Source organism: Campylobacter concisus, assembly GCF_902460705.1.
GTDB lineage: Bacteria > Campylobacterota > Campylobacteria > Campylobacterales > Campylobacteraceae > Campylobacter_A > Campylobacter_A concisus_Z.
In genome coordinates this window covers 416199-442661 of record NZ_CABPUP010000001.1, presented here as the reverse complement: position 1 = coordinate 442661, position 26463 = coordinate 416199, and the positions used below count along the sequence as shown (strand labels likewise).

Annotated in this window: 29 protein-coding genes; 21 read left to right on the top strand and 8 right to left on the bottom strand. The window is 36.4% G+C overall.

From position 1 onward, the window contains the following. The first annotated feature begins 171 nt into the window (after positions 1-171). The 7 genes from napA to F3G75_RS02230 are packed head-to-tail and all read left to right on the top strand — an operon-like array spanning position 172 to position 6771. On the top strand, positions 172-2952 hold the full coding sequence (gene napA / locus F3G75_RS02260; RefSeq protein ID WP_149716392.1) for a nitrate reductase catalytic subunit NapA: 2781 nt from the start codon (positions 172-174) through the stop codon (positions 2950-2952). A gap of 2 nt (positions 2953-2954) precedes the next feature. Next, on the top strand, positions 2955-3722 hold the full coding sequence (gene napG, locus F3G75_RS02255; RefSeq protein ID WP_149716391.1) for a ferredoxin-type protein NapG: 768 nt from the start codon (positions 2955-2957) through the stop codon (positions 3720-3722). Next, entirely contained in the window at positions 3719-4510 is a 792-nt protein-coding gene (napH, locus tag F3G75_RS02250) for a quinol dehydrogenase ferredoxin subunit NapH (protein ID WP_149716390.1), read from the top strand. Before napG ends, napH begins: the two co-directional genes overlap by 4 nt. Further along, a complete protein-coding gene (locus F3G75_RS02245; RefSeq protein WP_103593095.1) occupies positions 4507-5034 on the top strand; it encodes a nitrate reductase cytochrome c-type subunit in 528 nt (175 codons plus the stop codon). The genes napH and F3G75_RS02245 overlap by 4 nt, the downstream gene beginning before the upstream one ends. Then, positions 5034-5501 (top strand): 4Fe-4S dicluster domain-containing protein, encoded by a 468-nt coding sequence (locus F3G75_RS02240; protein WP_149716389.1) that lies wholly within the window; start codon positions 5034-5036, stop codon positions 5499-5501. Before F3G75_RS02245 ends, F3G75_RS02240 begins: the two co-directional genes overlap by 1 nt. Then, entirely contained in the window at positions 5498-6433 is a 936-nt protein-coding gene (locus F3G75_RS02235; RefSeq protein WP_149716388.1) for a WD40 repeat domain-containing protein, read from the top strand. Before F3G75_RS02240 ends, F3G75_RS02235 begins: the two co-directional genes overlap by 4 nt. Then, positions 6430-6771 (top strand): chaperone NapD, encoded by a 342-nt coding sequence (locus F3G75_RS02230; RefSeq protein WP_149716387.1) that lies wholly within the window; start codon positions 6430-6432, stop codon positions 6769-6771. The genes F3G75_RS02235 and F3G75_RS02230 overlap by 4 nt, the downstream gene beginning before the upstream one ends. A gap of 296 nt (positions 6772-7067) precedes the next feature. Here F3G75_RS02230 and F3G75_RS02225 read toward each other — a convergent pair whose 3' ends face one another. From F3G75_RS02225 to F3G75_RS02215, 3 genes are read right to left on the bottom strand one after another with little or no spacing between them, the layout of a single operon-like run. Continuing rightward, complete coding sequence (locus tag F3G75_RS02225; protein ID WP_054196383.1) at positions 7068-7610, bottom strand: SCO family protein; 543 nt, start codon at positions 7608-7610, stop codon at positions 7068-7070. Between the two features lie 9 nt (positions 7611-7619). Further along, a complete protein-coding gene (locus tag F3G75_RS02220; RefSeq protein WP_103605023.1) occupies positions 7620-8087 on the bottom strand; it encodes a hypothetical protein in 468 nt (155 codons plus the stop codon). Then, positions 8087-8509, bottom strand: a complete 423-nt coding sequence (locus F3G75_RS02215; protein ID WP_054196384.1) for a copper chaperone PCu(A)C — start codon at positions 8507-8509, stop codon at positions 8087-8089. Before F3G75_RS02215 ends, F3G75_RS02220 begins: the two co-directional genes overlap by 1 nt. A gap of 137 nt (positions 8510-8646) precedes the next feature. Here F3G75_RS02215 and pgp2 point away from each other — a divergent pair, with 137 nt between their 5' ends. From pgp2 to F3G75_RS02190, 5 genes are read left to right on the top strand one after another with little or no spacing between them, the layout of a single operon-like run. Continuing rightward, the gene (gene pgp2 / locus F3G75_RS02210; protein WP_021090919.1) at positions 8647-9612 is read left to right on the top strand and encodes a cell shape-determining L,D-carboxypeptidase Pgp2; all 966 of its coding nucleotides are present in this window, start codon (positions 8647-8649) and stop codon (positions 9610-9612) included. A gap of 2 nt (positions 9613-9614) precedes the next feature. After that, a complete protein-coding gene (gene cmeU / locus F3G75_RS02205; protein WP_087576821.1) occupies positions 9615-9854 on the top strand; it encodes a CmeU family protein in 240 nt (79 codons plus the stop codon). After that, a complete protein-coding gene (locus F3G75_RS02200) occupies positions 9847-10860 on the top strand; it encodes an alanine racemase (RefSeq protein WP_149716386.1) in 1014 nt (337 codons plus the stop codon). Before cmeU ends, F3G75_RS02200 begins: the two co-directional genes overlap by 8 nt. A 9-nt stretch (positions 10861-10869) precedes the next feature. Continuing rightward, a complete protein-coding gene (locus tag F3G75_RS02195; RefSeq protein WP_149716385.1) occupies positions 10870-11301 on the top strand; it encodes a peptide deformylase in 432 nt (143 codons plus the stop codon). Further along, positions 11292-11693: a flagellar protein FlaH gene (locus tag F3G75_RS02190; protein WP_149716384.1), complete on the top strand. Its 402-nt coding sequence runs from the start codon at positions 11292-11294 to the stop codon at positions 11691-11693. Before F3G75_RS02195 ends, F3G75_RS02190 begins: the two co-directional genes overlap by 10 nt. A 238-nt stretch (positions 11694-11931) precedes the next feature. Here F3G75_RS02190 and htpX read toward each other — a convergent pair whose 3' ends face one another. The 5 genes from htpX to ribA are packed head-to-tail and all read right to left on the bottom strand — an operon-like array spanning position 11932 to position 14492. Then, a complete protein-coding gene (gene htpX, locus F3G75_RS02185) occupies positions 11932-12801 on the bottom strand; it encodes a zinc metalloprotease HtpX (protein WP_149716383.1) in 870 nt (289 codons plus the stop codon). 8 nt (positions 12802-12809) lie between these two features. After that, complete coding sequence (locus F3G75_RS02180) at positions 12810-13175, bottom strand: hypothetical protein (RefSeq protein WP_149716382.1); 366 nt, start codon at positions 13173-13175, stop codon at positions 12810-12812. Beyond that, the gene (locus F3G75_RS02175) at positions 13172-13366 is read right to left on the bottom strand and encodes a hypothetical protein (protein WP_084108385.1); all 195 of its coding nucleotides are present in this window, start codon (positions 13364-13366) and stop codon (positions 13172-13174) included. The genes F3G75_RS02180 and F3G75_RS02175 overlap by 4 nt, the downstream gene beginning before the upstream one ends. Then, positions 13363-13929 (bottom strand): 16S rRNA (guanine(527)-N(7))-methyltransferase RsmG, encoded by a 567-nt coding sequence (gene rsmG, locus F3G75_RS02170; protein ID WP_149716381.1) that lies wholly within the window; start codon positions 13927-13929, stop codon positions 13363-13365. The genes F3G75_RS02175 and rsmG overlap by 4 nt, the downstream gene beginning before the upstream one ends. After that, entirely contained in the window at positions 13929-14492 is a 564-nt protein-coding gene (gene ribA, locus F3G75_RS02165) for a GTP cyclohydrolase II (RefSeq protein WP_087576828.1), read from the bottom strand. Before ribA ends, rsmG begins: the two co-directional genes overlap by 1 nt. Before the next feature lie 68 nt (positions 14493-14560). Here ribA and hemB point away from each other — a divergent pair, with 68 nt between their 5' ends. The 9 genes from hemB to F3G75_RS02120 all read left to right on the top strand — a co-directional run bounded on the left by hemB (position 14561) and on the right by F3G75_RS02120 (position 26307). Next, positions 14561-15532, top strand: a complete 972-nt coding sequence (gene hemB, locus F3G75_RS02160) for a porphobilinogen synthase (RefSeq protein WP_149716380.1) — start codon at positions 14561-14563, stop codon at positions 15530-15532. 1 nt (position 15533) lies between these two features. Beyond that, the gene (argF, locus tag F3G75_RS02155) at positions 15534-16451 is read left to right on the top strand and encodes an ornithine carbamoyltransferase (RefSeq protein ID WP_149716379.1); all 918 of its coding nucleotides are present in this window, start codon (positions 15534-15536) and stop codon (positions 16449-16451) included. Beyond that, positions 16448-16933, top strand: coding sequence for a DUF2603 domain-containing protein (locus F3G75_RS02150; protein WP_087579851.1), 486 nt, complete (start codon positions 16448-16450; stop codon positions 16931-16933). Before argF ends, F3G75_RS02150 begins: the two co-directional genes overlap by 4 nt. Then, the gene (hemN, locus tag F3G75_RS02145) at positions 16926-18287 is read left to right on the top strand and encodes an oxygen-independent coproporphyrinogen III oxidase (RefSeq protein ID WP_149716378.1); all 1362 of its coding nucleotides are present in this window, start codon (positions 16926-16928) and stop codon (positions 18285-18287) included. Before F3G75_RS02150 ends, hemN begins: the two co-directional genes overlap by 8 nt. 115 nt (positions 18288-18402) lie before the next feature. Beyond that, positions 18403-20073 (top strand): TolC family outer membrane protein, encoded by a 1671-nt coding sequence (locus tag F3G75_RS02140; protein ID WP_149716377.1) that lies wholly within the window; start codon positions 18403-18405, stop codon positions 20071-20073. Between the two features lie 20 nt (positions 20074-20093). Further along, a complete protein-coding gene (locus tag F3G75_RS02135; RefSeq protein ID WP_149716376.1) occupies positions 20094-20750 on the top strand; it encodes a transglutaminase-like cysteine peptidase in 657 nt (218 codons plus the stop codon). Then, positions 20747-22696, top strand: coding sequence for a bifunctional diguanylate cyclase/phosphodiesterase (locus F3G75_RS02130; RefSeq protein WP_149716375.1), 1950 nt, complete (start codon positions 20747-20749; stop codon positions 22694-22696). Before F3G75_RS02135 ends, F3G75_RS02130 begins: the two co-directional genes overlap by 4 nt. A 3-nt stretch (positions 22697-22699) precedes the next feature. Beyond that, on the top strand, positions 22700-24838 hold the full coding sequence (locus F3G75_RS02125; RefSeq protein ID WP_087579855.1) for a type I secretion system permease/ATPase: 2139 nt from the start codon (positions 22700-22702) through the stop codon (positions 24836-24838). Between the two features lie 2 nt (positions 24839-24840). Further along, complete coding sequence (locus F3G75_RS02120) at positions 24841-26307, top strand: HlyD family type I secretion periplasmic adaptor subunit (protein WP_149716374.1); 1467 nt, start codon at positions 24841-24843, stop codon at positions 26305-26307. Positions 26308-26463: the final 156 nt, after the last annotated feature.

Below are 26463 nucleotides of genomic sequence, written 5' to 3'. Positions count from 1 at the left end.
GTATTTTCTTTTAAAATCGTACTTTGTGAGAAAATTAATATTTTTATGTAGAAAAATATTTACGTTTTTAGCTTAAGTTTTTTGAAATTTTTGTAAATGTAAATCAGTTGTAAATAAGTTTTGCAAGGTTAATATCAATTAAATTTGTTTTAAATCTTTAAAGGAGAAAGAATGAATCGACGAGAATTCATAAAAAGTGCCGCAGCTAGTGCTGCTTGCGCAAGTGCTGGTATAGCTGTGCCAAGCTCGCTAAGTGCAGCAAGCGAAGCAGAAAAAGGCTGGCGTTGGGACAAAGCTGCCTGTAGGTTTTGCGGAACTGGATGTGGCATCATGGTCGCTACAAAAGAGGGCAAGATAGTAGCCGTGAAAGGCGATCCAGAAGCACCGGTAAACCGCGGTCTAAACTGCATCAAAGGTTATTTTAATGCTAAGATCATGTACGGCGAGGATAGGATCACTCATCCGCTTTTGCGTGTAAATGAAAAAGGCGAATTTGATAAAAAAGGTAAATTTAAGCAAGTAAGCTGGAAGCAAGCATTTGATGTTATGGAGGCTCAGTTTAGAAAAGCATATGATGAGCTAGGACCTCATGGTATCGGAGTTTTAGGCTCTGGTCAATATACAATTCCAGAAGGTTACGCTGCTGTTAAGCTTATAAAAGGTGGCTTTAGAAGCAATAGCATTGATCCAAACGCAAGACACTGCATGGCAAGCGCGGTTGTTGGCTTTATGCAAGTTTTTGGTATAGACGAGCCATCAGGCTGTTTTGATGATATCGAACTAACTGATACTATCGTGGCATGGGGCGCAAATATGGCTGAGATGCACCCGATCCTTTGGGCACGCGTAAGCGATAGAAAGCTTAGCGATCCTGATAGAGTAAAGGTTGTAAATTTAAGCACTTACTCAACTAGAACATCAAATTTGGCTGACATCGAGATCATCTTTGCTCCGTCATCTGACCTTGCTATCTGGAACTACATCGCTCGTGAGATAGTTTATAACCACCCAGAGATGATCGATGAAGAATTTGTTAAAAAACACTGTATATTTACAACTGGTCCAGCCGATATCGGATATGGTCTTCGTCCAGACATTAATCATAAAAAATATGCTCCAAGCGAGCTAGACACTGCTGCTACTGAGAAGTCAAAGGTGCTAAGTGAAGCTGAGGGTGTTACACTCGCATATCTTGGACTAAAAGCTGGCGATACACTAGAAAATAAAAATGCTGCAAAATCTGGCGCACATTGGCAAATAACATTTGAAGAGTTTAAAAAAGCTCTTGCGCCTTACACGCTTGACTTTACTGCAAAGGTGGCAAAGGGCGATCCAAACGAAGATATAGAAGAATTTAAGAAAAAATTAAAAGCACTTGCTGATCTTTACATCGAGAAAAACCGCAAAGTCGTAAGTTTTTGGACGATGGGCTTTAATCAACACCAACGTGGTACATGGGTAAATGAGCAAGCTTATATGGTTCACTTCTTGCTCGGCAAACAAGCACTTCCAGGCTCAGGAGCATTTTCTCTAACTGGTCAACCAAGTGCGTGTGGCACTGCAAGAGAGGTTGGAACATTTGTTCACCGCTTGCCAGCTGACATGGTTATTGAGAATCCAAAACATAGAGAGATAACTGAAAAAATTTGGAAACTTCCTGCTGGAACACTAAGTGGTGTACTCGCTTCTCACTACGTAAAAATGATGCGTGATCTTGAAGATGGTAAGGTGAAATTTATATGGGTTCAAGTAAATAATCCATGGCAAAATACTGCAAACGCAAACCACTGGATAAAAGCGGCTCGTGAGATGGATAACTTCATTGTTGTAAGCGATCCTTATCCAGGAATTTCTGCAAAAGTAGCTGACCTTATTCTTCCAACTGCGATGATCTATGAAAAATGGGGTGCTTACGGTAACGCTGAGAGAAGAACACAACACTGGAGACAGCAAGTACTTCCTGTTGGTGAAGCGATGCCTGATATTTGGCAAATGATGGAGTTTAGTAAGCGCTTTAAGCTAAAAGATGTTTGGGGTGAGAAAAAAGTAAATGACAAAGTTACACTTCCAAATGTACTCGATGCTGCAAAAGCTATGGGGTATAGCGAAGAAGATACGCTATTTGATGTACTTTTTGCTAACGAAGAGGCTAAGAAATTTAGTGCCAACGATCCGATCATAGAAAACTACGACAATACAGAAGTATTTGGCGATAGCAGAAAAGTGATCGGCTCAGATGGTAAAGAATTTAAAGGATATGGATTTTTCGTTCACAAATATCTTTGGGAAGAGTATAGAAAATTTGGCGTTGGACATGGTCACGACCTAGCTGATTTTGATACATACCATAAGGTAAGAGGTCTTAGATGGCCAGTGGTTGATGGCAAAGAGACTCAGTGGAGATTTAACACTAAATTTGACCCATATGCTAAAAAAGCTGCTCCAAATGAGAAATTTGCATTCTACGGCAACAAAAATGCAGCACTTCCAACAGGCGATCTAAAAGGCGTTACAAATAAAGATAAAACATCTCTTGCAAACAAAGCAAAAATTTTCTTCCGCCCTTATATGGATCCATGCGAGATGCCAAGCAAAGAGTATCCGTTCTGGCTATGTACTGGCCGTGTTCTAGAACACTGGCACTCAGGCACTATGACCATGCGTGTTCCTGAGCTTTATAGGGCTGTTCCAGAGGCACTTTGCTATATGCATGAAGATGATGCTAAAAATCTTGGCGTAATGCAAAATGAGATCGTTTGGGTCGAATCACGCCGTGGCAAGGTAAAAGCAAGAGTTGATCTAAAAGGTAGAAATAAGCCACCAGTAGGTCTTATTTATGTGCCTTGGTTTGATGAAAATGTATTTATCAATAAAGTCACACTTGACGCTACTTGCCCAATCTCAAAAGAGACTGACTATAAAAAGTGTGCGGTTAAAATTTATAAGGCGTAAATATGGCTGATATGGAATTTTCAAGTAGGCGAGAGGCTTTAAAATTTGGAGCCAAGGCCGCGATTTTGGCACTTAGTGGAGGCTTTATATGGTCGCTTAGTGCCAAAGCTTCGCCACTAATGCTTCTTAGACCTCCTGGTGCAAAAAACGAAAAGCAGTTTTTAGAAAGCTGTATTAGGTGCGGACTTTGCGTGGAAGCATGTCCATTTGATACGCTCAAGCTCGCCTCTCTAGGGGATGGTATAAGTGTCGGAACGCCTTATTTTGAACCTAGAAAAATTCCTTGCTATATGTGCGAAAATATTCCTTGTGTGCCAGTTTGTCCAACTGGCGCCTTGGATGTAAATTTAGTAAGCACAAACGATAAACTCGATATAAATAAGGCCAAGATGGGCGTTGCAGTGGTAGATATGAAAAACTGTGTGGCCTATTGGGGCATACAGTGTGATGCTTGCTATAGGGCCTGTCCACTTCTAGATAAGGCTTTATATCTAGAGTATCGCCGCAACGAAAGAACACAAAAGCATGCCTTTTTACTTCCAGTGGTTGATAGTGATATCTGTACTGGGTGCGGTGTTTGTGAGCGAGCCTGTATCACTGAAAAAGCTGCTATAACAGTGCTAAACCGTGACGCGGTGCTTGGCAAGGTTGGCGATAACTACGTAAAAGGCTGGATAAAAGAAGACGAAAGACGCATAGATGATGCAGACAGCAAGATAAAGCTTGACATTAAAAAAGCGACTAATTATCTAAATGGTGGTGAGCTATGAAATTTTTAATCTTAAGAAGAATAACTCAAATTTCTATACTGGCACTATTTGTTCTAGGAAATGTTTATGGAGTTAAGATACTTAGCGGAAATTTAAGCTCATCTTTGCTTTTTGGAAAAATTCCACTAAGCGATCCATTTGCTTTGGTCCAAATTTTACTTGCAAGCTTTAGTGCTGGCATAAATGCAATTATTGGAGCTGGCATTATCTTGGCGTTTTACGCGCTAGTTGCTCCAAGAGCATTTTGTTCGTGGATATGCCCAATAAATTTACTAACCGATATCGCTTTTAAACTAAGAGAAAAATTTGGCTTTAAGGGCGAAAAAGTCTTAAATGTGAGTAAAAATTTACGTTATTACTTGCTGGCTCTTGCTCTTATATTAAGCCTTGCTTTATCTTACCCGGTATTTGAGAGCGTTAGCTATATTGGCATTATTCAGCGTGGCATTATTTACGGCTCAGCTAGTGCTTTGGGTGTAGCGGTTGCGATCATTGCTTTTGATATGTTTGTGTTAAAGCGTGGTATTTGTTCGCACGTTTGTCCACTTGGTGCCTTTTATGCCATCATCTCAAAATTTGCCCTAATTAGAGTAAAACATGATGCCCAGGCTTGTACAAAATGTATGAAATGCAAGCTTATTTGTCCAGAGATGCAAGTGCTTGACATGATCGGTAAAGAGAGCCGCTCGGTTAGCTCAAGCGAGTGCATAAGCTGTGGCAGGTGCATTGATGTTTGTGGAGACGGGGCTTTGAAATTTAGTATTAGAAATTTAAGGAGAGAAAAATGAAAATAAAAATAATGATGCTTGGAGGATTGTGTGCTGCGTTTTTTGCGGCATGTACTTTTAATAATCCAAGTATTAGTGATTCGCAAATCGGCCTTAGAAATATCGATTTGCTAGACGATAAAGACGTTGTATTAAAAGATGTGAACTACACAAAAGAGCCAGCTGGTATGTCAAAGAAATTTGATAGGTCTTTTGAAAATGCACCACCATTTATCCCACACGATACTGAGGGTTTAGTACCTATCACAAAAGATATGAATATGTGCGTAACCTGCCATATGCCTGAGTTTGCAAAAGATAGTGGAGCAACACCGATACCATCATCTCACTTTTATGATATCAGAAACAAAAAAGATCTTGCAGGCAAGCTTGATGATGAAAGATATAACTGCACAACATGCCACGTTGAGCAACAAACTGGCTTAACTCAGCTGGTTGGTAATAAATTTAAGCCTGATTTTAGAGATAAAAACGGCACTCATAAGTCAAACTTGCTAGATGTTTTAAACGATGGTGTTAAATAATGCAAAGCAGGCGAGAGCTTTTTAGTAAAATTTTGGGGGCAAAATCTGCTCCCAAATTTATAACTCCGCCATTTTTTAGTGGTGAGTTTGACTGCGATGGATGTGATGCTAGCTGCGTAAATGCTTGTGAAAAAGAGCTTCTTAGCTTTGAAAATGAAAGGGTAGTTTTTAAAGTTAAAAAGCTGGGCTGTGACTTTTGCGAAGAGTGCGCAAAGGCTTGTGAGAGTCTTGGTAAAAAGACATTAAGCCCAAGCTCACCAAAGAGTATAAATGCAAAAGTTAGCATCGATGTTTCTAGCTGTCTAGCATGGAACGATACGATCTGCTACAACTGCCTTGATGCTTGCAAATTTAAAGCAGTCGAATTTCTTGGCGTTTTTAGACCTATTGTTAATCAAAACTGCGTAAGTTGCGGCGAGTGCTTTTATGTTTGCTTTAAAAATTCACTTCAAATGGAGGCCCTATGAGAGCTTTGTTTTTTATTTTTTGTCTATTAAATTTTATCTTTGCAAGCGAGATCACTACGCCATACAAGCAAATAGAGGCCAGTGCAAATGTGCTAAGCACAACGCTAATAAATGGCAAACTCTTTATTGCAACTGATGGAGGGACGGTTGAAATTTATGATCCTAAAGAGTCTAAATTTGAAGAGATTATCAAAATGGATGATATAAAAACTTACGTTAGTGATCACGAAAGACCAAAAATTTTAAACGTTGATGAGTTAAATGGCAAGATACTCATCCTAAGTGAGGGTGACTATGCTACAAAGGTGCTTTATATAAGAGAAAATGGGCAGATGAAAAGCATAAAAATACCAAATCAAGCGATAAAAAAGGCATTATTTTTAGATGATGAGCATATTGCACTTGCTTCAATTAGCAATGAAATTTACTTTTTAAACCTAAAAAGTGGCGAAATTTATGATAGTTTTAAAATCTCTATCGCGATGCTTTCAGATATGGAAATAAATGAAGATAGAAGCACACTAGCTATCGCTTGCGAGAGTGGGAAGGTCTACTTTTACAACATAAAAGCTAAAAAAATGGATCAAATTTTAGATATTCATACAGACAATATCTACGACATCTCATATAAAAATGGAGTCATGATCAGCGGAGGCACCGACAGGATAGTGGGGATATTTTCAGCTGGAAGCCTAAAAAAGATAAATACTGGCTTTTTGGTCTATGGCGTCGGCCTTAGCGATGATGGTAGAGTGGCGGCTTATATGAGCGATGAGATGAGCGATGTAAATTTAGTTGATAGTAAAAGCTTAGAAAATATCGCAATGCTAAAAACTGGACAAAGTACGATAAATAGCATAGTTTTTATAAGCGATAACGAAGTCGTAACTTCAGCCTATGAGAATAAAATTTTGTTTTGGAGAATTAAATGAATATTTCAAGTTTGATAGTTTATACGGACAATAAAAATGAAAGTGTAAAAAACGAAATAAAAAAGCTAAAAGAATGTGAAATAATAACTGATGCAGACGATAGAATCGTAGTGGTAGTTAGCTCAGATAATATTGAAGATGAGATAAAAAATTTTAAAAAGATAGAAGCTATCAGTGGAGTAGTGAGCGTTGCGATGGTTTACAGCTATCAAGAAGATGCCGAAGAAAATAGGAAAAAACTAGAAGAAAATGGCAAGATAAGTGAAATTTTAACAAGTGATGAGGTAAAGGCTGAGGATATTACTTATGGCGGCAGCGTGCATCATAGAGTGAAATAGAAAAACTTAAATTTTTAGCTTTTGCATTATCATTAAAATTTATAGTGCAAAAGACTATCTTTCGTATAGATCTTCTTAATAAATTCGTTGCTAATACTACTTATATTTAATCAACTTTGTTTGGCTTGTAGATTAAATTTATGTTCAAGGGTTAATAGATTTTGGGTGAAAAATTACTCAGCAAGCATAAAATCAAAAGTATAGCAAGTGAATTAAATTTTAGCTTAGAAGATCTTGAGATGATGCTTGCATAAAGAATTTTAGTAGGTCAGTTTTGGCTTACTAAAATTTCTAGCCTAAGGTCTATCTTTGATCAAATTTAATAAATTTTCTCCAATGTTTTCATTTGTTAGATTTGAAATTTCTTTATAAAAATTTCCTTTTTTGTCTATTAAATATATTGAAGAGCTATGAGCAACAGAGTAGCCCATGGCTGAGTTTTCAAGACGGACTTTTTGAAATTTTACACCATATGTTTTTGCCACTTCTTTTAAGGCGTTTAGTTTTAATCCATCAGCATCTTTGTAGAAATTTTTTGCCATTAGAGTTAAATTTTCAGGAGTATCGCGTTCAGGATCAAGTGTAATAAAAAGTAGCTCAAAGTCATCTCTTTTTAGCTTGTTTAGTTCATCGCCAATCAAAGAGAGCGCAGTAGGGCAGACATCGGGGCAAAAAAGATAACCAAAATATATAACTTTGTACTTTCCGTCGTAATTTTTAAGACTTACTTCACCATTTTGTGAAAGTGCCTTAAAATCATACTTGTTTGGCTTTATTAGCAAAAGTGCAACACCTATACAAATTAAGATTATTATTAAGCCCCAAAATGCCTTTTTCATCGTTACCCTCTATAATTTTAGATCAAAATCTACAAAAAAACCAGTTTCTTTTTCGTCATCAAGCACTTTAAATCTATATCTCATAAGCTCGACAACGCAAGCACTTAGCACTACTTGAGCAGTTAAGTTATCGCCTCTTGGCTCAAGTCTTGCTTTGATTGATCCCATATTCATATTTATGCCGTCTATCTCAAGACTAGGATTTTTTAGCCCTAAATTTTTACCGTTAATGATTTTAAAGCTAAAAGGCCTCATAGCATAAATAGGTCTTGGCGAGATGTCTATTTTTAGCTTTACGCCTTTAAATTCCATCTCGCAAGATTTATTGTTTAGATCACATTTTAAAGGATCTAGCGATGTGTTTACATCAGCAAATTCAGGTGGATCTTCCTTACTTGTTGTCATAAGCTTATAGCCTATCGAAAAAGCACCTAGAACAATAAAGATAAATGAAAAAATAATTATGATTTTTTTCATTATTTAAAGTTTTTAGTTACTCCGATATTATCAAGCTTTATGCTCTCGCCATTACTAAATTTTAGCTCTAAATCAACTTTATCACCATCTTTTAATGGTTTATTTAGATCCATAAGCATAATGTGTAGACCACCAGGAGCTAGTTTTGTTTCGCCATTTTTTGGGATCACTGCATCTTCGATTTGAACCATAGCCATCATACCATCATTCATTTTGTGTGTATGAATTTCTGTACTTTTGCAAACGCTTGAGTGAGCGCCAATAAGCTTTACATCAGAATTTGAAGCATTTTTTATATTCATAAAAATTGCACTATTGTTTGTGCCAGGTTTTGTATCTCTAGCTCTAACATTTTCTAGGCTGATATCAGCCGCCATAAGAGCAGAAGCTGCAAGCATCGCACCAAAAACGATTTTTTTCATATTTTTCCTTTGTGATAAAATTAATAATGGTTTTCACATTATACATTTAGAACTACTTAATTTACCTTTAAAATCTAAAAATATAAATTTTTTAGGATATAATTACGGACTAAATTTTACTTTTTGGGATATTTCACTTGAAAAAAATTATATTTTTCTTCATCGCGTTATCGCCTTGTCTTTTTGCCCAAAATTACGAAGAAATTTACTTAAAAAATGGCTCTGCTGCTGTTATTGATGCCATCGAAAAAAATATTTTAAGTAAGGATTACTGGCTAAAAAAGCTTGAAGGCAAGGATGTAAGATATGGGTATTATGACAATGAGATACTTCTAAGTGTAGTTGATAAAACTAAAAAGAAGCTTGAAGTGATCTCTTATAATGGCGGCATTACAAAAAAGCTTTTTAGCTCAAGCGTTATAGTTGGCAAAAATGGTGATAAGCTTCTTGAAGGCGATCTAAAAACACCGGTTGGAGTGTATCAGCTTACACGTAGATTTACGCCAAATGATAGATATCTTGGCCCGCTTGCATTTTCGCTTTCGTATCCAAATTTACTTGATAAGCTTGCAAAGCGAAATGGCGGTGGCATTTGGATACATGGCTATCCACTTGATGGTCAAAGGACAGATGAGCTAAAAACAAAAGGCTGCGTGGCTATGCAAAATGATACTTTGATGAAATTTGATGATGTTGTGGATCACAAAAAAACACTTGCATTTATCTACGAAGATAAGCGTCCAGAAGCTAGTGCAAAAGATATTGCAGTGATCATTTCTGGACTTTTGGGTTGGAAAAAGACATGGAGCGAGAGCGACATTGAAAACTATCTTAAATTTTACGATAAAAACTTTGAGCGATACGATGGTATGAGCTTGGAAAAATTTAAAAGTATGAAGCGGGCTATTTTTTCTAAAAAAGAGAAAAAACGCATTAGTTTTTCAAATTTTCTCATCACGCCTTATCCAAATCTTAAAAACGATAGGCTTTTTCGTGTGAGTTTTTATGAGGATTATGTTTCAGATACGCACAAATTTGCTGGACAAAAGACGCTTTATGTGAAGCTTTACAACGATGATATGAAAATTTTTATAGAGGAGTAAAAGTGGAAAAATCTCAAGAAGTAAAAGAAAAAATCGAAAAAATTTTAGAGGCAAGAGCTGCTTTTTTTGCTGAGCTTGACCGTCAGGTTCCAAAGAAAAATGGTACTGATGTTTTTGATTTTAGCAAAGTAAAAGAGGCTGATCTGAAAGAAATTTACGCCAAATTTTATGCATTTGATTACAACGTAAGAAAACTTTTACCGGATGTTTATACTGCTTTTAATGTGAATTTTAATGTCTGAAATACGCCTAAATAAAGCTTCATATATTCATAATCTCACTCAAATTTGTACTAAAGCCGGTGGTAAAGAGAAAGTAATAGTTGTATTAAAAGACAATGCTTATGGCCATGGCGCAAGGCTTATTGCAAATGAAGCTAAAAAATTTGGCATAGAAATTTGTGCTGTAAAAAGTGAGTTTGAGGCAGATGAAATTTCTGACATATTTGAAAATATTCTCATTCTCTCACATATCCCAACTGGAAATGAAAGCAGCAAATTTATCTATGCGATAAATGATATAGAGGCGCTTTTAAAGATAAAAGATGGCTCAAAAATCAATCTTGCAATCGATACTGGCATGCATAGAAATGGGCTTGATATTAGCGAGCTTGATTACGCGTTTGAAATTTTAACAAGAAGGAATTTAGAGCTTCTTGGAGCTTATACACATTTTCGTGCAAGTGATGAGCTAAATGCTGATTATTTTGTGCAAAGGGAAAATTTTAGGGCTGCAAAAGAGAAAATTTTAGCTCTTTGCGATGAGTTTGGTATAAAAAAACCAATCTTTCACTCTCACAACTCAGCTGCTCTTGAAAGAGCAAGTGAAATCGATGATGATATGGTTCGTGTTGGCATCGCTCAGTATGGATACGCTCAGTTTGGTGATAGTTTGGACTTAAAGCCGGTACTTTCGCTATGGGCAAGAAGAGTTAGCAGACGTATTTTAAAAAGTGGTCAAAGTGTTGGATATGGAGCTAAATTTAGCGCAAAAGAAGATATAAATGTAGCCACTTATGATCTTGGATATGGCGATGGATTGCTAAGATACAGTGGCTGTGGCGAGCTAAGACTTGCCAATAACGAGCCAATACTAGGCAAGATTTCTATGGATAGCTTTAGTTGTAAAGATAGCGGCGAGTGGGTCTGTGTCTTTGAGGATGCAAATATTTGGGCAAAATTTTTTGATACGATAAGTTATGATATTTTAGTAAAGCTCTCGCCAAACATCACTAGAAAATTTATATAAAGGAAATATGTGAAAAAGATCGTTTTATTAGCTCTTGCTAGCCTTGCTTTTGGTGTGCAAGAGAGTGAGTTTAAAATTTATGAGCAGATATTAAATCAGCTTGACACTAAGCAGATCCCAGCTTTTGTCGTCCAAACCGCAAAGCCAAATTTACCAAGCAGGGTCGATGAGATGATTACGCTAAAAGATGTGAGTAGTAGCGGGCTAAACATACATGGCGAGTTTGTCTTAAACGAGACCAAGACAAAGAGGATAAAAGGCTATAACAAAGCTCAAATTTTAGCTTTAAAAGATGAATTTTACCAAAATGGAAAAGAGGCGCTTTGCAACTCAGGTATGGCAAGAGCTGTGCTAAATCGTGGCATCACTCTAAGTGGTAGTTACGGCTTTGAGGGTAGGCATTTTTTTGATATAAATTTGGATAAAAGTAGTTGCGAGTAGTCATTTTTTTACTGTTTTTTTACTCGCTTGCCCTGGCTCTTACGCCAGATATGGCAGCGAAAAATCACGCAACTTACTACAAAAAAAAGCTCCCATTTATCTGCACGCCAACACTGATGCTTAATGATATTTTAAATATTAGCAACACGCTCATTTATAGATATGCCGTCAAACACGCAAGAAAGCAAGAGATCAAAAGGCTTGAAGAGAAAGAGCTTTTAGAATTTATCGAAGCTATCAAAAAAGAGAATTTGCGAACTGCTTGTAAAGATAAAGAGATCTTAAATATGCTAAGCATCGGTGTCACCTTAGATGAGCTTTTTTATTCAGAAAATGGTGAGCTGATCTTTGAGTACACTATAGAAGATCGCGACTGCAAGAAATTGCAGTGAAATTTGGAGTTAAATTTCGGTTTTTTGGTTACAAATTTGATCCTTTACAATTTTAAAATTCTATTTACTCACAAGAATCGACTACTAAAATTTGATTTCGCTTGCTGATTGTCTCAAATTTTAGATCCGAAATTACTCGCTCATAAAATTTAAAATTTCTTGTAAATGCCTAAATTTAAAGCCAAAAAAGATGACAGAAAAAAGAAATTTAGCCCAAATTTTACTAAGGACTAAATTTTTACATGCCTCTTTTTATCTCTTGTTCAAGCCTTTGAAGCTCAGCGATCCTATCGCTAGTGCTTGGATGCGTTCTAAAAAGTATGCCAAGCTTGTTAGTTAGCGAGCCAAATGGATTTACGATAAACATATGAGCACTTTGTTCGCTTGCGTTTTGCATGACGTAAGAATTTGAGTAGCTCTCAAGCTTTCTTAAAGCACTTGCAAGCCACTCTGGATGTCCTGTTAGATAGGCTGCGCCTTTGTCCGCCTTGTACTCGCGCTCCCTTGAGATCGCCATTTGTATGATTGTGGCAGCTATTGGCATGAGTATAGCAAGTGCTAGCATAACGATAGCATTACCGCCGCCTCTTCTTGAACCGCTACTCTGCCCAGCAATACCACCAATCTTAGCAAAATTTGCAAGCATTGCGATAGCGCCAGCTAGTATGGCAGCGATTGAACCAGTTAGGATGTCGTAATGCCTTACGTGGCTTAGCTCGTGAGCTAGCACACCCTCGATCTCGTTTTCATTTAAAATTTTTAAAAGCCCCTCGGTTACTGCAACGGCTGCATGGCTTGGGTTTCTGCCCGTGGCAAAGGCATTTGGTACCTCTTCTGGTATGATGTAAATTTTTGGCATAGGCAAATTTGCCTTTTGTGTGAGACGAGATACGATCTCATAAAGCCCGTGAGCGTTACTCTCATCGACTGGGATAGCGTTATATCTTTTAAGCACCAGAGTATCACTAAAAAAATATGAAAAGATATTTGTGCCAGTTGCTATCAAAAAGGCGATCATCATGCCATGCTCACCGCCAATATATCCGCCAACAGCGATAAAAATCAGCATTAAAGTAACCATTAAAAAAGCAGTTTTAAAAATTTCCATTTTTGTCCTTATTCTTTTATAGCATTTGGCAAGATCGCTGCGTCTATGTTAAATTTTGCAAGCTGTGCTAGCTCGCTTTCATCTTTTATCAAAACAGCTATAAGTGCGTCAAATAGATAACTCTCAGCTATCTTTGCTAGATCTTTTGCAATGTCAATATCTGCGATAATAAATTTTGCTCCAGCGGCGTTTGCGATGATAGCTTCGTTTATGTCATTTGCGATGATGCTAAAGTTTGCTTCAGCTTCTAGCGCTCTTTTTATCAAATTTCTATCAAATTTAAAGAGATTTTGCCTACCGTTTGAAATTTCATCTTCGCTTTTGCAAAGAAATAGTGGCTCAAATTTGATCAGCTCATCACCCAAAATTTTCATCTCTCACCCTTTATACACTCTTTGCAGATATATTTTCCGTCTCTTAATACCATTTGATCGATGTCGCTAAAGACACCGCATTTGCTGCACTCTTCGAAGTTACTGGTGCTTATCTTGTCGCTATTTTTTCTATTTTTAAAAAATATGATGTAAATCGCAACCAAAATCGCTACAAAAAGCAAGTATTTCAACGTATCTCCCCTTGATTTTTGAGATTAAAATATATGTAGTTTCTGTTTTTTTCATTATAAATTTGCGCGTCGATGCCTGAAATTTCATCCATGACACTTGAGCCCTTGTAGATGAGAAATTTAGTATTTTCATCGTAAAATCCCTCGCAAATTTTTATAAGCTCTTTTGTCTTGCTAAGTGCCCTTGAGGTGATGAGATCAGCCGTAAATTTATCTGCAAGTTCGATCTTTTGGCTATGAACTTCTAAATTTTCTATGTCAAGCTCGATTTTAACGTAGCTTAAAAATGAAGACTTTTTGGCTATCGGCTCAAAAAGATGCCACTTAGTGTGCGGCATCGCAAGCGCCAGAAATATAGCTGGAAAGCCAGCTCCACTGCCCACATCGATCGCCGTTTTGGCACTTAGATCAAAAATTTCAAGTGGTTTTATGCTATCAAGCACCTGCTCGCTTATATCTTTATAATTGCTTAAGCTATGAACCTTATTAAATTTAGCAAAAATTTGAGCGTAAGCCTTTACTTTTTCGTCAAATTCTGCCGGCAAGCAAAGCTCATTTTTCATCACAGGATGTGTCCCATTTGCTCTTTTTTTACTTTCAAGTAGCCTTCGTTAAATTTATTTGGCTTGATGACGATAGGCACGCGTTTTACAATCTTTACTGAGCTTAGTCCGTGAAGTTTTAAAGGGTTGTTTGTGAGCAAATTTACCTCTTTTATGCCGTAGTGATTTAGGATAAAATCAACCACTTCATAAGTCCTCTCATCGGCTTTAAAACCTAGCTGGTGATTGGCTTCTATCGTGTCAAAGCCCTTATCTTGGAGGCTATAAGCGTTTATCTTATTTAAAAGCCCGATATTTCTGCCCTCTTGACGCAGGTAGATGACCATGCCACCATTTTCTTCGATATATTTTAGGCTCGCTTCGAGCTGGTCGCGGCAGTCGCACTTTAGGCTTCCGATCGCATCGCCAGTTAGGCATTCGGAGTGAATTCTAAGATTTACCACTTCGCTCAAAGGCTCTTTGTAGATCACGAGGTGCTCTTTTACCCCTTCTTTGAAGGCTTGAACCTTATAAGTGCCAAATCTTGAAGGTAGATTTGCAGCGTTTGAAATTTCTATTTTCATTTTAAATTTACTCCAACTGTGCTAAACTAGCTAAAAATCACGCATTTTAACAAAGAAAAGGCAAAAATATGTTTAAACGTTTTAGAAGATTAAGAATAAATCCAGCTTTAAGAGACATGGTAAGAGAGACTAGCCTTAGCGTAAATGATTTTATCTATCCACTCTTTGTAGTCGAGGGCAAACGCGTTAAAAACGAGATCGCTTCGATGCCGGGCGTTTATCAAATGAGTATCGATGAAATTTTAAAAGAGTGCAAAGAGATAGTAAATTTAGGCATAAAATCGATCATTTTATTTGGCATACCAAGCCTAAAAGATAGCGTTGGCAGTGACGCACTAAGTAATGACGGCATTATCGCAACTGCGCTTAGAGCCATAAAAGATAAATTTCCAAATTTGGTAGTCGTCACTGATCTTTGCTTTTGCGAGTACACAGACCACGGCCACTGCGGCATAATCGATCACGTACATAACACCATCGACAACGATGCCACACTTGAAATTTCAGCCAAACAAGCCTTGATACACGCTCAAAATGGGGCCGATATGATCGCACCAAGCGGTATGATGGATGGCATCATTGCAACGCTAAGAGAGGCACTTGATAGCAACGGCTTTGAGAATTTACCAGTGATGGCATACTCGACTAAATTTGCCTCAGCCTACTACGGACCATTTCGCGATGTGGCGCAAAGCGCTCCAAGCTTTGGCGATAGAAAGAGCTACCAAATGGACAGCGCAAACCGCCTAGAGGCTATCAATGAGAGCTTGCAGGACGAGGCACAAGGCGCTGATATCTTGATGGTAAAGCCAGCGCTTGCCTATCTTGACGTAGTTAGAGAGCTTAGAAATTTAACACTTCTACCACTTTGTGTCTATAACGTAAGCGGTGAGTACGCGCTGCTAAAAGCTGGCGCAAAAGCTGGCATCATAGACTATGATCGCGTTATGATGGAGACTTTGATTGGCTTTAAAAGAGCAGGGGCAAATTTGATCATTTCATATCACGCAAAAGAAGCAGCCAAAATTTTAAGGGGCTAAGATGAGGCACTTTTTGACGCTAAACGACTTTAGTAAAGATGAGATCGAACAGATGATAAATTTAGCCCGTAAGATCAAAAAAGAGGCGAAGGCTAGAGAATTTAAGCCATATCTTAAAGATCAAAAGCTTGCGATGATATTTGAAAAAAGCTCAACTAGAACTAGGGTAAGCTTTGATGTAGGCATGCATGAGCTTGGCGGATATGCGCTATTTTTAAGTAAAAATGATATACAAATAGGCCGTGGCGAGCCAATCCGTGACACTGCCAGAGTGATAAGCAGGATGTGTGACATGGCTATGCTAAGGGTCGATAAACACGAGACGCTAGAAGAATTTGCTAAATTTTCAAGCGTGCCAGTGATAAACGGCTTAAGCGATAAATTTCACCCAGTGCAGCTAATGGCGGATTATCTTACGATGCTTGAATTTAGCGCAGGTGAAAAGGTCGCATACGTAGGAGATGGCAACAACATGACTCACTCGTGGCTCATGCTAGCAAGTAAGCTAGGACTTGAGCTAAGAGTAGCCACGCCAAAAGGCTATGAGGCGGACGCTAAAATTTTAAAAATGGCTAATGAAAACGCAAAAATTTCAGGTGCGAAAATTTTTATCACAAATGATATAAAAGAAGCGGTAAATGGTGCCGATGTAGTGACTACAGATACTTGGGTATCGATGGGGCAAGAGGCCGAGAAAGAGAAGAGACTAAAAGACTTTGCTGGATACTGCGTAGATGAAAATTTGATGAGCCTAGCTAAAAAAGATGCGATATTTTTGCACTGCTTGCCAGCTTATAGAGGCTATGAGGTGAGCGAGGCAGTTTTTGAAAAGCACGCGGATGAAATTTTTAGCGAGGCTGAAAACAGACTTCATGCCCAAAAAGGTGTAATGGTCTGGCTAGATGAGAGAAGAAGATGAGCAAAGAGAAAAGTATATATGATGAGATAGATGAGATCGGCAATAGTCTTGGGCTGAGTAGTCCTGAAAAGACGATCTTTGAGATAGTTTCAACAAAAAATCCAAATGAGCATATTTTAAATTTAAAAAGTGGCTCTTGGGACTCAAAAGAGCCGTGGTTTGGTATTGATGAAAATCAAAATTTACACACGGTAATCTCTGTAAAATCGCTTTCAGCTTTGATCGAGGCCTTAAAAGAGTCTCAAAAAGAAAATTTTGATCTAAGGCTTGAAAAGACGATCTGGCAAAACATTCCAGTTGATTTTAGTGATGTTTGGGTGGTTGCTATGGATGAGATAAAAAAGATCGCAAGCGATAAAAAAAGTAGACAATTTAATATTGATCTTGACAAGCTGGTAAAAAATATCAAAAAAGAGCACCCAAATTTATTTGTAGACATAAAAGAGGTGATTCAAATGGCAAGGAGTAGGGCAGATGATTGATTTTAGTGCTTATGTGAAGTATTCAAGGCCAGGGCCAAGATATACTAGCTATCCGACAGCACCAGAGTTTAGTGATAAATTTAGCTATGAAGCTTATATAAAAGAGCTTGAAAATCGTGATCTCAATCGACCGCTTTCGCTTTATTTACATTTGCCATTTTGCAGAAGTGCTTGTTATTTTTGTGGCTGTAATGTCATCTACACGAGCAAAGAGGATCGCAAAGAGAAATATATAAGATATATAGAAAAAGAGCTTGAAATTTTAGCTCACCACCTGGACACCAGTGCTGAGGTCTTACAGATGCACTTTGGTGGCGGTACGCCAACATTTTATAATGCCGCTCAGCTTGATGAGATCATCAAACTTATTAAAGCTAAATTTAAAAATTTCTCAAAAGAGGCTGAGATAAGTTGTGAGATAGATCCGAGATTTTTGACAAATGAGCAGCTTGATGTGCTCATATCTCATGGCTTTAACCGCATAAGCTACGGCGTGCAAGATTTTGATGAAAAGGTGCAAAAAGAAATTCATAGAATTCAGCCCTATGAGATCACCCAAAATGCTGTAAAAATGGCTAGGCAAAAGGGCATAAAATCAATCAATATGGACCTGATCTATGGCCTGCCGTATCAAAGCCTAGAGAGCTTTAAAAAGACGCTTGAACTAGCCCTTACGCTTGATCCAGATAGGCTCGCAGTATTTAACTACGCTCACGTGCCATGGATAAAAAAGTCAATGCGTAAATTTGATGAGACAACCCTACCAAATCCAGAAGTGAAGCTTGAAATTTTAAAATTTACAGCTGAGTTTTTAACTAAAAATGGCTACAAAATGATAGGCATGGATCACTTTGCAAAGCCAAACGATGAGCTTTTTGGTGCTCTGGCAAATGGTACTTTGCATAGAAATTTTCAAGGTTATACGACAAAGGGTGGCGCTGATCTTATTGGTATAGGCGTGACAAGTATCGGTGAGTGCAAAAGACACTACGCACAAAATCATAAAGATATGGACGAGTATGAAAAGGCGATCGATAGTGGAAAATTGCCATATGCAAAGGGAATTTATCTAAGCGATGAAGATCTACTTAGAAAGAGTGTGATTATGAACTTAATGAGTAATTTTGGGCTTGATATTAAAGCCATCGAGAATGAATTTCATATAAATTTCTTTGAACACTTTAAGGAAGAGCTTGAGGAGCTTAAAAATTTAAGCGAATTTGTCAATGTTACAGTAGATAAAATCAGCGTAAATGAAACTGGAACACTGATAATACGAAATATTGCAATGTGTTTTGATGAATATCTAAAGAAAATTCCCGAGAATTTAAGGCGTTTTTCTAAAACTATATAAAAATTATTTTTTTGTCATAAGATATTTAAAATACGTTTAATATTTCTTGGTGTATAATTCGTGTCAAAATTTAAGTATAGACTTAATGATAAAAAAAGGTAAAAGGATATTAGTTATGAAAAAGATGTTAGCAATTAGTGCTTTGGCAGCAACTGTACTGTCAGCTCAAGATGTTCCTTATAGGATTTTTCTAGCTTCATTTGCACAAGATGATAATCAGGCTAGAATCGACAGTGCTATTAATAAAGTTAATAGTAAAATTTCTGATAGTAGGCTGACCACAGGTATCTATGAGGTTGGTGGACGAAAATTTTTATATATTGACACAACTCCAGTCTCTGAGGATGAAGCTAATAATCTATTAGTTAAAGTTCAAAACGAATCAGGCTATAAAGATGCTTTAATGAGAGCAAAAGCACCTGTGGCTGATACTCAAATAACAAAAAAATCTAATATAGAACAAGCTATATCAACTGAAGTAAAACCAGTAGCACAAGTTGATGATGGAGTTTTGACTTTAGATCAAGTTATAAAGACTATTTTAAATGAAAATCCAAGTTTAAAAGCTACAGAATTTAACTATCTACAAGTTGGTAAAGATCTAAAAATAGCAAAAAATGCCTATTATCCAACACTTGACGCTGCTGCTAGAGTGGGATATGAGAAAAAACGCCTTGATGATGGAGTTTCTACAAGAAGAGGAGATGGAAGAATTTCTGGCACATCTCTAACCTTAGTTGAAAATTTATACAATGGTGGTGCTGATAAAAATAGAATAAATTCCCAAAGCGCAAGGCTTGATTCAGCTGCTTATTCAGTAGCACAAGCTGCAGATAGACTTACATTAAATACTGCGAATGCTTACTTGCAAGTTCTTCAAACTAAGAGAATTTTAGACATTGAAGAAGAAAACGTAAAGAGTCATGAGGAAATTTATAGTCAAATTAAAGATAGAGCAAGATCAGGTTATGGTGTAGCTTCTGAAGAGAGACAAGCTGGATCACGCTATACTCTAGCTCAATCAAACTATACAGCTGCTAAAAATAACTATGAAGATGCACTTTCTACATTTGAGAAATTATATGGAAAAAAAGTTGCAGCTAAAAATTTAGTAATGCCTGAGTTTAGCCTTCCTTTGCCTAGCACGAAAGAAGCTGTTTACAACAAAGCTATTCTTTGCAATCCGTCACTTTTGGTTCAAAAATCAAATATTGCTATGGCAGAGTCAGTTGTAAAAGAGAAAAATGCGCCATTCTTACCAAAGCTAGATCTTGTTGTATCTGGTGCGTATGATCATTCAAATGTTTTATATGACAATTATGAAGAACAAACATTTGACGCACTTTTAAGACTAAACTATAATCTTTACAATAAAGGCAATGATAAACTAGATAAAGAAAAAAGCCAACTTGCCGTTCAACAAGAGCAACAAACTTTGGATAATCTTGTAAGAGAGCTTAAAGAATCTTTGGAATTTTCATGGCAAAATTATGTTCTTAACCAAGAAAAAATGGGATATCTAAATCAACACGTTGAATATGCTAAAGCTACACTTGATGCTTATCAGGATGAATTTAGAATCGGTCGTCGCGATCTTATAAACTTGCTTGATGCTGAAAATGAATATAACTCTGCGTTAAAAGAGATTGCTACAACTGAGACAGCACTATCTTATGCAAAATACAGACTGTTAGATAATATGGGAATGATCTCAGATAGCTTTGAACCAGGTTTTGCAAAGAGATACATTCAAGGTGCTTGCAGCATTCAAAACGATTTAAGATAAAAATGTAAAAAGTAATGACCATGAGGGTCAAGATAAAATTTTGGACGCTTATTGTAAGCGTCCTTTTTTTATTATTAGCAAGTGCTATTGGAGATTTTATAAAATCAACAACCATAGCAAAGGTAGCTAAAATTTATGGAGAAGATGCAAGAAGAAGGGCTTCTGCTCTAAATTCTTTAATGACTTCATTGCAAGATGCAACTGAACAAGAGAAATTAATAAAAGTAAATGACTTTTTTAACTCTTTTAGATGGGTTGATGATATGCAGCTTTGGCACAAAAAGGATTATTGGGCTACTAGAATGGAATTTATAGGAAAAGGTGCTGGTGACTGCGAAGACTACGTTATTGCAAAATATTTTACACTAAAGCAGCTAGGAATTCCAACTCAAAAATTATACTTCACATATGTTAAAGCCTTAAGATACAATCAAGCTCATATGGTTTTAGCATACTACGATACACCAAAATCTATTCCATTAATTTTAGATAACATAAATGGTAAAATAAAAATCGCAACTCAAAGAACAGACCTTGTTCCAGTTTATAGTTTTAATGGTGATTCGCTATACTTGGCAAAACAAGAAGGTCTTGGTCAAGCAATACCAGGTGGAAATAAAAAACAAAATCCTAAGTGGATGGAACTAATAGATAGGATAGGAAAAGAGGATTTATGACGCTATTTAAACAAATTATGATCGCCGTGATAACTTTTGGTATCATGATTTTTATGGCTGTTGGCTACTTAAATTTTAAGAGCCTAAATGGATATATTAATGACCAGCTTGGTGAAAACGCAAGGCATACAGCAAATTCGCTTGGACTTGCTTTAAAGCCTATTATTGATCCAGATGACATGTCCTTGGCTCAAACAATGATAAATTCTATGTTTGACAGCGGTAGATACAAGCTTATCAAGCTTGAAGATGTTGATGGCAAGGTTCTTATTGAAAATTCTCAACAAACTGTTGTTAAAGATATTCCTGAGTGGTTTTACAAAATAGCCAAGTTTGAAGCGCCAATAGCAGATAGCGAGATTATGACTGGTTGGGCAAAATTTGGCACGCTTTATGTTCAAGGCAGCACTGCACTAGCCTATAATGAGCTTTATACTAACTCAAAAAATATTTTTAATTTTCTTCTTCTAATGATAATTGTCACTCTTGTGGTGGCATATTTCGCTCTAAAAGCTATTTTTAGGCCGCTTATGAAGGTTCAAGACCAGGCTGAGGCCATACTTGATAATAAATTTATTATTCAGAAAAGAATTCCATTTACAGCTGATCTTAAAAAAATGGTTCTAGCTATGAACTCTATGGTTAGCAAGGTAAAAGACATTTTTGAGAGAGAGGCAACCACACTTAGTAAGTATCAAGAACTTTTATATAAAGATACAATGAGCGGTGCTAATAACAGAAGATTTTTTCAAACTAAATTTAGTGAGTATCTAGCAAGTGAAGAATATTCAAGTGGTGTTGCTTTACTTGTTAGTTTTAAAGATCTAATAAATTTAAAAAGTACGCTTGGCTTTGAAAAATGGCAAAGCGTTGTAATGAAAATAGCTCAAATTTTACAAGAAAAATCAATTCATAATGATAAAAATGCGGTTGTTGCAAGGCTCAACGATAATGATTTCATCGTACTTTCGTATGGTAGAAATTCATCAAATTTCTTGGCTCTATGTGATGAAATTATGAACGAATTTAAAAAGCTTTATGCAAATTTTGCACTAAATGATAGTGAGTATCCAGTAAATGCTGCGATAGTAGAGTATTCACCAAATTCTGATATTAAGACACTTCTTACTTCAGCTGACGTTACATTGGCTAGCTCAAGGCTTGCTGGTAGCTTTACATATAAGGTATTTAATGAAAATCAAAATACTTTAGTGATTGGTAAAGAGAAGTATAAAGAGCTTATTTTTGACTCAATAAAAGAAGATGAATTTAAATTCGCAGCTCAAAAGGTGATTGATCTTAATTCAAATTTTGAGCAGTATGAGCTTTATTTGAGGCTTGTTGATAAGGATGGAGTATGGCGTATGGCCTCATATTTCATGCCGATGGTAAATGAGCTAAATCTAGGCGCGATGCTTGATCTTCACATCTTAAATAGGGTAGCCAGAATTTTACCGGAGAATATCTTACCAAGTGGCAACTTGGCAATAAATTTGGGCAAAGAGATATTAAACTCAGATGAAAATTTTTCAAAACTTGAAGCTACGCTTAAAAAGATAAGTCAAATTTCGAAATATAAAAACTATATAGAAATTCCAAATAAAGACGATATTAGTATAGAAAGTATAGTTAAACTTACTAAAAAATTAAAAGAACTTGGCTTTGGATTTGGTTTTGACCACTTCGAGCTTAACGCAAAAGGTATCGAGAAACTAAAAGAATTTAACCCTGATTATGTAAAAATTCAGTCAAATGTCTTGATTGACTTCTTAAGTGATAAGTCAGGAGTAAACACAAAACAATCACTTGATGTTGTTTTAAGCTCAAAAGACATTATTTTGATCGCAATCGGTGTTGAAGGCGAAGAGCAGAAGAAAAAGTTAATCGATCTTGGCATTAAAAATATGCAAGGAATTTATATAGATGAAATTAAGAACATTGGATGATAGATGCATAGTGATAAGATAAAAGATGAGTTGCTTCAATGTTTGGTTATTTTTACCAAGCTTCATAATAATCCATACAGTGCCGATGCTTTAACTATTGGCTTGCCAGTAAAAGATGGCGATGAGATTGAGCTTTTTTCACTTAAAAGCTCAAGGTCTTTATTTTCTCGTGCTGCTTCTCGTGCCGGCTTTGCTTCTACCCTTGTAAGAAAAGATCTTGAGCAAATCTCTCCTTTAGTTTTACCTTGCATTTTAATGCTTAGAGGCAAAAAAGCTTGCATCTTGCAATCTTTTAGTAAAGATAAAAAGACAGCAAATATCATAACACCAGAACTTTCAACTGGTACTAGCACGATAGAAATAAGTAAATTAAAAGAAGAATATTTAGGCTATGCATACTATCTAAAGCGCGAGTTTGTTCCAGAGGATACTAGCTCAACAAAGCTAATTGATGCGGGCAACGACCATTGGTTTTGGGGAACTCTAAAACGTTCAAAAAAGATTTATTTTGATGTTGTTCTTGCAAGTTTTATTATAAACTTATTTGTTCTTGCTAGTCCGCTTTTTACGATGAACGTATATGACCGTGTCGTGCCAAATAATGCGGTTGAGACACTTTGGGTTTTAGCACTTGGTGTAAGTGTAGTTTATGGTATAGATCTTTTTTTAAAATTTGTAAGATCATATTTTCTTGAGATTGCTGGTAAAAAGAGCGATATCATAATGAGTTCTATTTTATTTGAGCGTGTTATGGATATGAAGTTTAGCAATAAACCAAAATCTGTTGGTTCGTTTGCTAGTAATCTAAAAGAGTTTGATACGGTTAGAAATTTCTTCTCATCAGCCTCATTGGCAGCCATTGTCGATCTTCCATTTGCGATCATTTTCTTGATAGTTACTTATTTTATAGGAAGCTATATCGTACTAGTGCCAATTATTATCATGATAGCTATTTTATGCTATACATTTTTTATAAAAGATCCACTTCAAAATGCTATTAAAAGTACATTTGAGGCTTCGGCTATAAAAAATGGAATTTTAATAGAGAGTCTTAGTAGTCTTGAGACTATCAAAACTCTTGGTGCTAGTGGGCATATACAATGGAACTGGGAAGAGGCAACTGGTGAGATAGCAAATAGAAGCATTAAATCAAAAATTATCACAACTTCGATAACGACTGTTACATCTTTTTTAGTGCAATTAAACACTATTGCTATCATCGTTCTTGGTGTCTATATGATACAAGATACACATCTTACAATGGGCGGTCTTATCGCTGCGGTTATGCTTAGTTCTCGCGCTATCGCTCCTATGGGACAGGTGGCTTCGCTGGCTGCAAATTTTGAGCAGACAAAAACAGCATATCAAAGTCTTAGTAAGATTATGCAAATGCCTGTTGAAAGGCCAGAAGGTAAAAAATTTGTTAGAAGAAATTCTTTTGATGGAAAGATTGAGTTTAAGAATGTAAGCTTTACATATCCAGATACCACAAAAGGTTCGCTTGATAGAATAAATTTTGTTATTCAGCCAGGTGAAAAAGTTGGCATTATAGGCAAAAATGGCTCTGGAAAAACTACTTTACAAAAGCTCATTTTGGGACTTTACTCACCAACTGAAGGCTCAGTACTAATCGATGGTATTGATATTAATCAAATTGATCCAGCCGACCTTAGGCGAAATATCGGCTATGTTCCGCAAGATGTTGTGCTTTTTAAAGGAACGGTTAGAGAAAATATTGTTCAAAAAGCGCCATATGTTGATGATATTCAGATTATAAAAGCAGCTAAAGTAAGCGGAGTTGATGAATATGTAAATGCTCATCCGCTTGGATTTGATATGCCGGTCTTTGAAAGAGGCGATGGCATAAGTGGTGGGCAGCGTCAAAGCATAGCTGTGGCTAGGGCATTTTTATTAGATAGTCCTATTATTTTGCTTGATGAGCCAACAAATTCTCTTGATAATACAGTTGAAAATAAGTTAAAAATAAATTTAAAGACAAATACAGCAAATAAAACGATGCTGCTTGTCACGCATAGGACGTCGATGCTAGATCTTGTTGATAGACTTATAGTTATGGACAATGGCAAAATTTTATTGGACGGACCAAGAGATGAAGTTTTAGCAAGACTTAGTGGGAAGTGATCATGCAAGAAGATATCAAGAATAAACAAAATGAAAATCTAAAAACTGAAAAGAGATTAATTTCTGAAAATAGTATAAAAGAACAAGAGGAAGCTAGTAATAAAATTTTAAATAGTGTAGATGATATAAAGTCTAATCTTCAAACAAAAAATTATGATGCTTATGATTTGAAATTTATGTCAAGTCTTTCTGAGGCTGTTTTGGCTAAAGCCCCATCTACATCTAAAAAGATACTCTATACGGTTGCTATAACTATCTTTTGGCTTCTTGTTTGGGCTTCCTGGGCACAAATAGATGAGATCACAAGAGGTAGTGGTAAAATCATCCCGTCTGGAAAAAACCAAGCGATACAAAATCTCGAAGGCGGTATAGTCGATCAAATTTTTGTAAAAGAGGGTGATGAAGTTAAGAAAGATCAAATTCTAATAAGGCTAGATAATAAAAATTTTACGAGTAGCTATGGTGAGTCAAAGCTAAGACTTGATGAACTTCAAGCAAAATTTATGAGACTTGATGCTGAGGCAAATGATAAGGAATTCGATTACGACGAAGCTAGAGATGCGAACAATAGTAAAGCCATAAGATATGAGCTAAGTTTGCATAATTCAAATATCGATCACTTAAATGAACAGATAGGAATTTTAACAGAACAGATTCATCAACGCCAGAGTGAGTTGATCGAACTAAAAAATAAAATTTCTCAAACTCAAAATAGCTATAATCTTGTTCTAAAAGAAAAGGCCATTATGGAGCCAATCTTTAAAAAAGGTCTTGTTAGTGAGGTTGAATACATCCAGCTTCAAAGACGTGTAAATGATCTAAGAGGCGAGCTCGATGCTGCCGTTCTTGCCGTACCAAGAGTTGAATCAACTATAAAAGAAGCGAAAAATAAGATCGAAGAAGCAAAACTTGCTTTTAAAAATAATGCAAAAAAAGAGCTAAATGAAGTTTCAGCAGAGATCGCAAGGATAAATGAATCACAAATCAGCCTAAGCGATAGAGTGGAAAGAACATATGTAAGATCTCCAGTAAATGGTATCGTCAGCAAGATGATGGTTCATACAGTATCAGGAGTTATCAAGCCTGGTGAAAATATTGCTGAGATCGTTCCTCTTGAAGATAAACTGGTTGCTGAAGTAAAAGTAAAACCAGCTGATGTTGCATTTTTGAGGCCTGGACTTGATACGATGGTTAAATTTACGGCTTATGATTTTAGTATTTACGGTGGTTTAAAAGGCAAAGTAACGCAGATTAGTGCCGATACGGAGACTAATGAAAAAACTGGCGAGAGCTATTATTTAGTCAGGATAGAAACTGAGAAAAATTATCTTGGTAGCGAAGAAAAACCGCTTAGAATAAAAGTTGGTATGATAGTCTCAGCTGATATCATTACCGGTAAAAAGACAATACTTGATTATTTATTAAAGCCTATTTTAAAGGCAAAGCAAAATGCCTTAACGGAGAGGTAATGGGCAAGATCGCTTTTTATGATAAGAAATTTGGTGAATATGAGATTGAAAAATTTCAAAATTTACAAAATTTCTATCTCATAAAAGATGATCATTGCTGCGATATAGTTAATGATGAAATTGAACGATTTAAATTTAGTGATTGTGAAATAGAAT

Excerpts from the sequence above, each read along its gene's own strand:
- napA (WP_149716392.1), top strand. The coding sequence starts at position 172 with ATGAATCGACGAGAATTCATAAAAAGTGCCGCAGCTAGTGCTGCTTGC.
- napG (WP_149716391.1), top strand. The coding sequence starts at position 2,955 with ATGGCTGATATGGAATTTTCAAGTAGGCGAGAGGCTTTAAAATTTGGA.
- napH (WP_149716390.1), top strand. The coding sequence starts at position 3,719 with ATGAAATTTTTAATCTTAAGAAGAATAACTCAAATTTCTATACTGGCA.
- F3G75_RS02245 (WP_103593095.1), top strand. The coding sequence starts at position 4,507 with ATGAAAATAAAAATAATGATGCTTGGAGGATTGTGTGCTGCGTTTTTT.
- F3G75_RS02240 (WP_149716389.1), top strand. The coding sequence starts at position 5,034 with ATGCAAAGCAGGCGAGAGCTTTTTAGTAAAATTTTGGGGGCAAAATCT.
- F3G75_RS02235 (WP_149716388.1), top strand. The coding sequence starts at position 5,498 with ATGAGAGCTTTGTTTTTTATTTTTTGTCTATTAAATTTTATCTTTGCA.
- F3G75_RS02230 (WP_149716387.1), top strand. The coding sequence starts at position 6,430 with ATGAATATTTCAAGTTTGATAGTTTATACGGACAATAAAAATGAAAGT.
- F3G75_RS02225 (WP_054196383.1), bottom strand. The coding sequence starts at position 7,610 with ATGAAAAAGGCATTTTGGGGCTTAATAATAATCTTAATTTGTATAGGT.
- F3G75_RS02220 (WP_103605023.1), bottom strand. The coding sequence starts at position 8,087 with ATGAAAAAAATCATAATTATTTTTTCATTTATCTTTATTGTTCTAGGT.
- F3G75_RS02215 (WP_054196384.1), bottom strand. The coding sequence starts at position 8,509 with ATGAAAAAAATCGTTTTTGGTGCGATGCTTGCAGCTTCTGCTCTTATG.
- F3G75_RS02200 (WP_149716386.1), top strand. The coding sequence starts at position 9,847 with ATGTCTGAAATACGCCTAAATAAAGCTTCATATATTCATAATCTCACT.
- htpX (WP_149716383.1), bottom strand. The coding sequence starts at position 12,801 with ATGGAAATTTTTAAAACTGCTTTTTTAATGGTTACTTTAATGCTGATT.
- F3G75_RS02180 (WP_149716382.1), bottom strand. The coding sequence starts at position 13,175 with ATGAAAATTTTGGGTGATGAGCTGATCAAATTTGAGCCACTATTTCTT.
- rsmG (WP_149716381.1), bottom strand. The coding sequence starts at position 13,929 with ATGAAAAATGAGCTTTGCTTGCCGGCAGAATTTGACGAAAAAGTAAAG.
- ribA (WP_087576828.1), bottom strand. The coding sequence starts at position 14,492 with ATGAAAATAGAAATTTCAAACGCTGCAAATCTACCTTCAAGATTTGGC.
- hemB (WP_149716380.1), top strand. The coding sequence starts at position 14,561 with ATGTTTAAACGTTTTAGAAGATTAAGAATAAATCCAGCTTTAAGAGAC.
- argF (WP_149716379.1), top strand. The coding sequence starts at position 15,534 with ATGAGGCACTTTTTGACGCTAAACGACTTTAGTAAAGATGAGATCGAA.
- F3G75_RS02150 (WP_087579851.1), top strand. The coding sequence starts at position 16,448 with ATGAGCAAAGAGAAAAGTATATATGATGAGATAGATGAGATCGGCAAT.
- hemN (WP_149716378.1), top strand. The coding sequence starts at position 16,926 with ATGATTGATTTTAGTGCTTATGTGAAGTATTCAAGGCCAGGGCCAAGA.
- F3G75_RS02140 (WP_149716377.1), top strand. The coding sequence starts at position 18,403 with ATGAAAAAGATGTTAGCAATTAGTGCTTTGGCAGCAACTGTACTGTCA.
- F3G75_RS02135 (WP_149716376.1), top strand. The coding sequence starts at position 20,094 with ATGAGGGTCAAGATAAAATTTTGGACGCTTATTGTAAGCGTCCTTTTT.
- F3G75_RS02130 (WP_149716375.1), top strand. The coding sequence starts at position 20,747 with ATGACGCTATTTAAACAAATTATGATCGCCGTGATAACTTTTGGTATC.
- F3G75_RS02125 (WP_087579855.1), top strand. The coding sequence starts at position 22,700 with ATGCATAGTGATAAGATAAAAGATGAGTTGCTTCAATGTTTGGTTATT.
- F3G75_RS02120 (WP_149716374.1), top strand. The coding sequence starts at position 24,841 with ATGCAAGAAGATATCAAGAATAAACAAAATGAAAATCTAAAAACTGAA.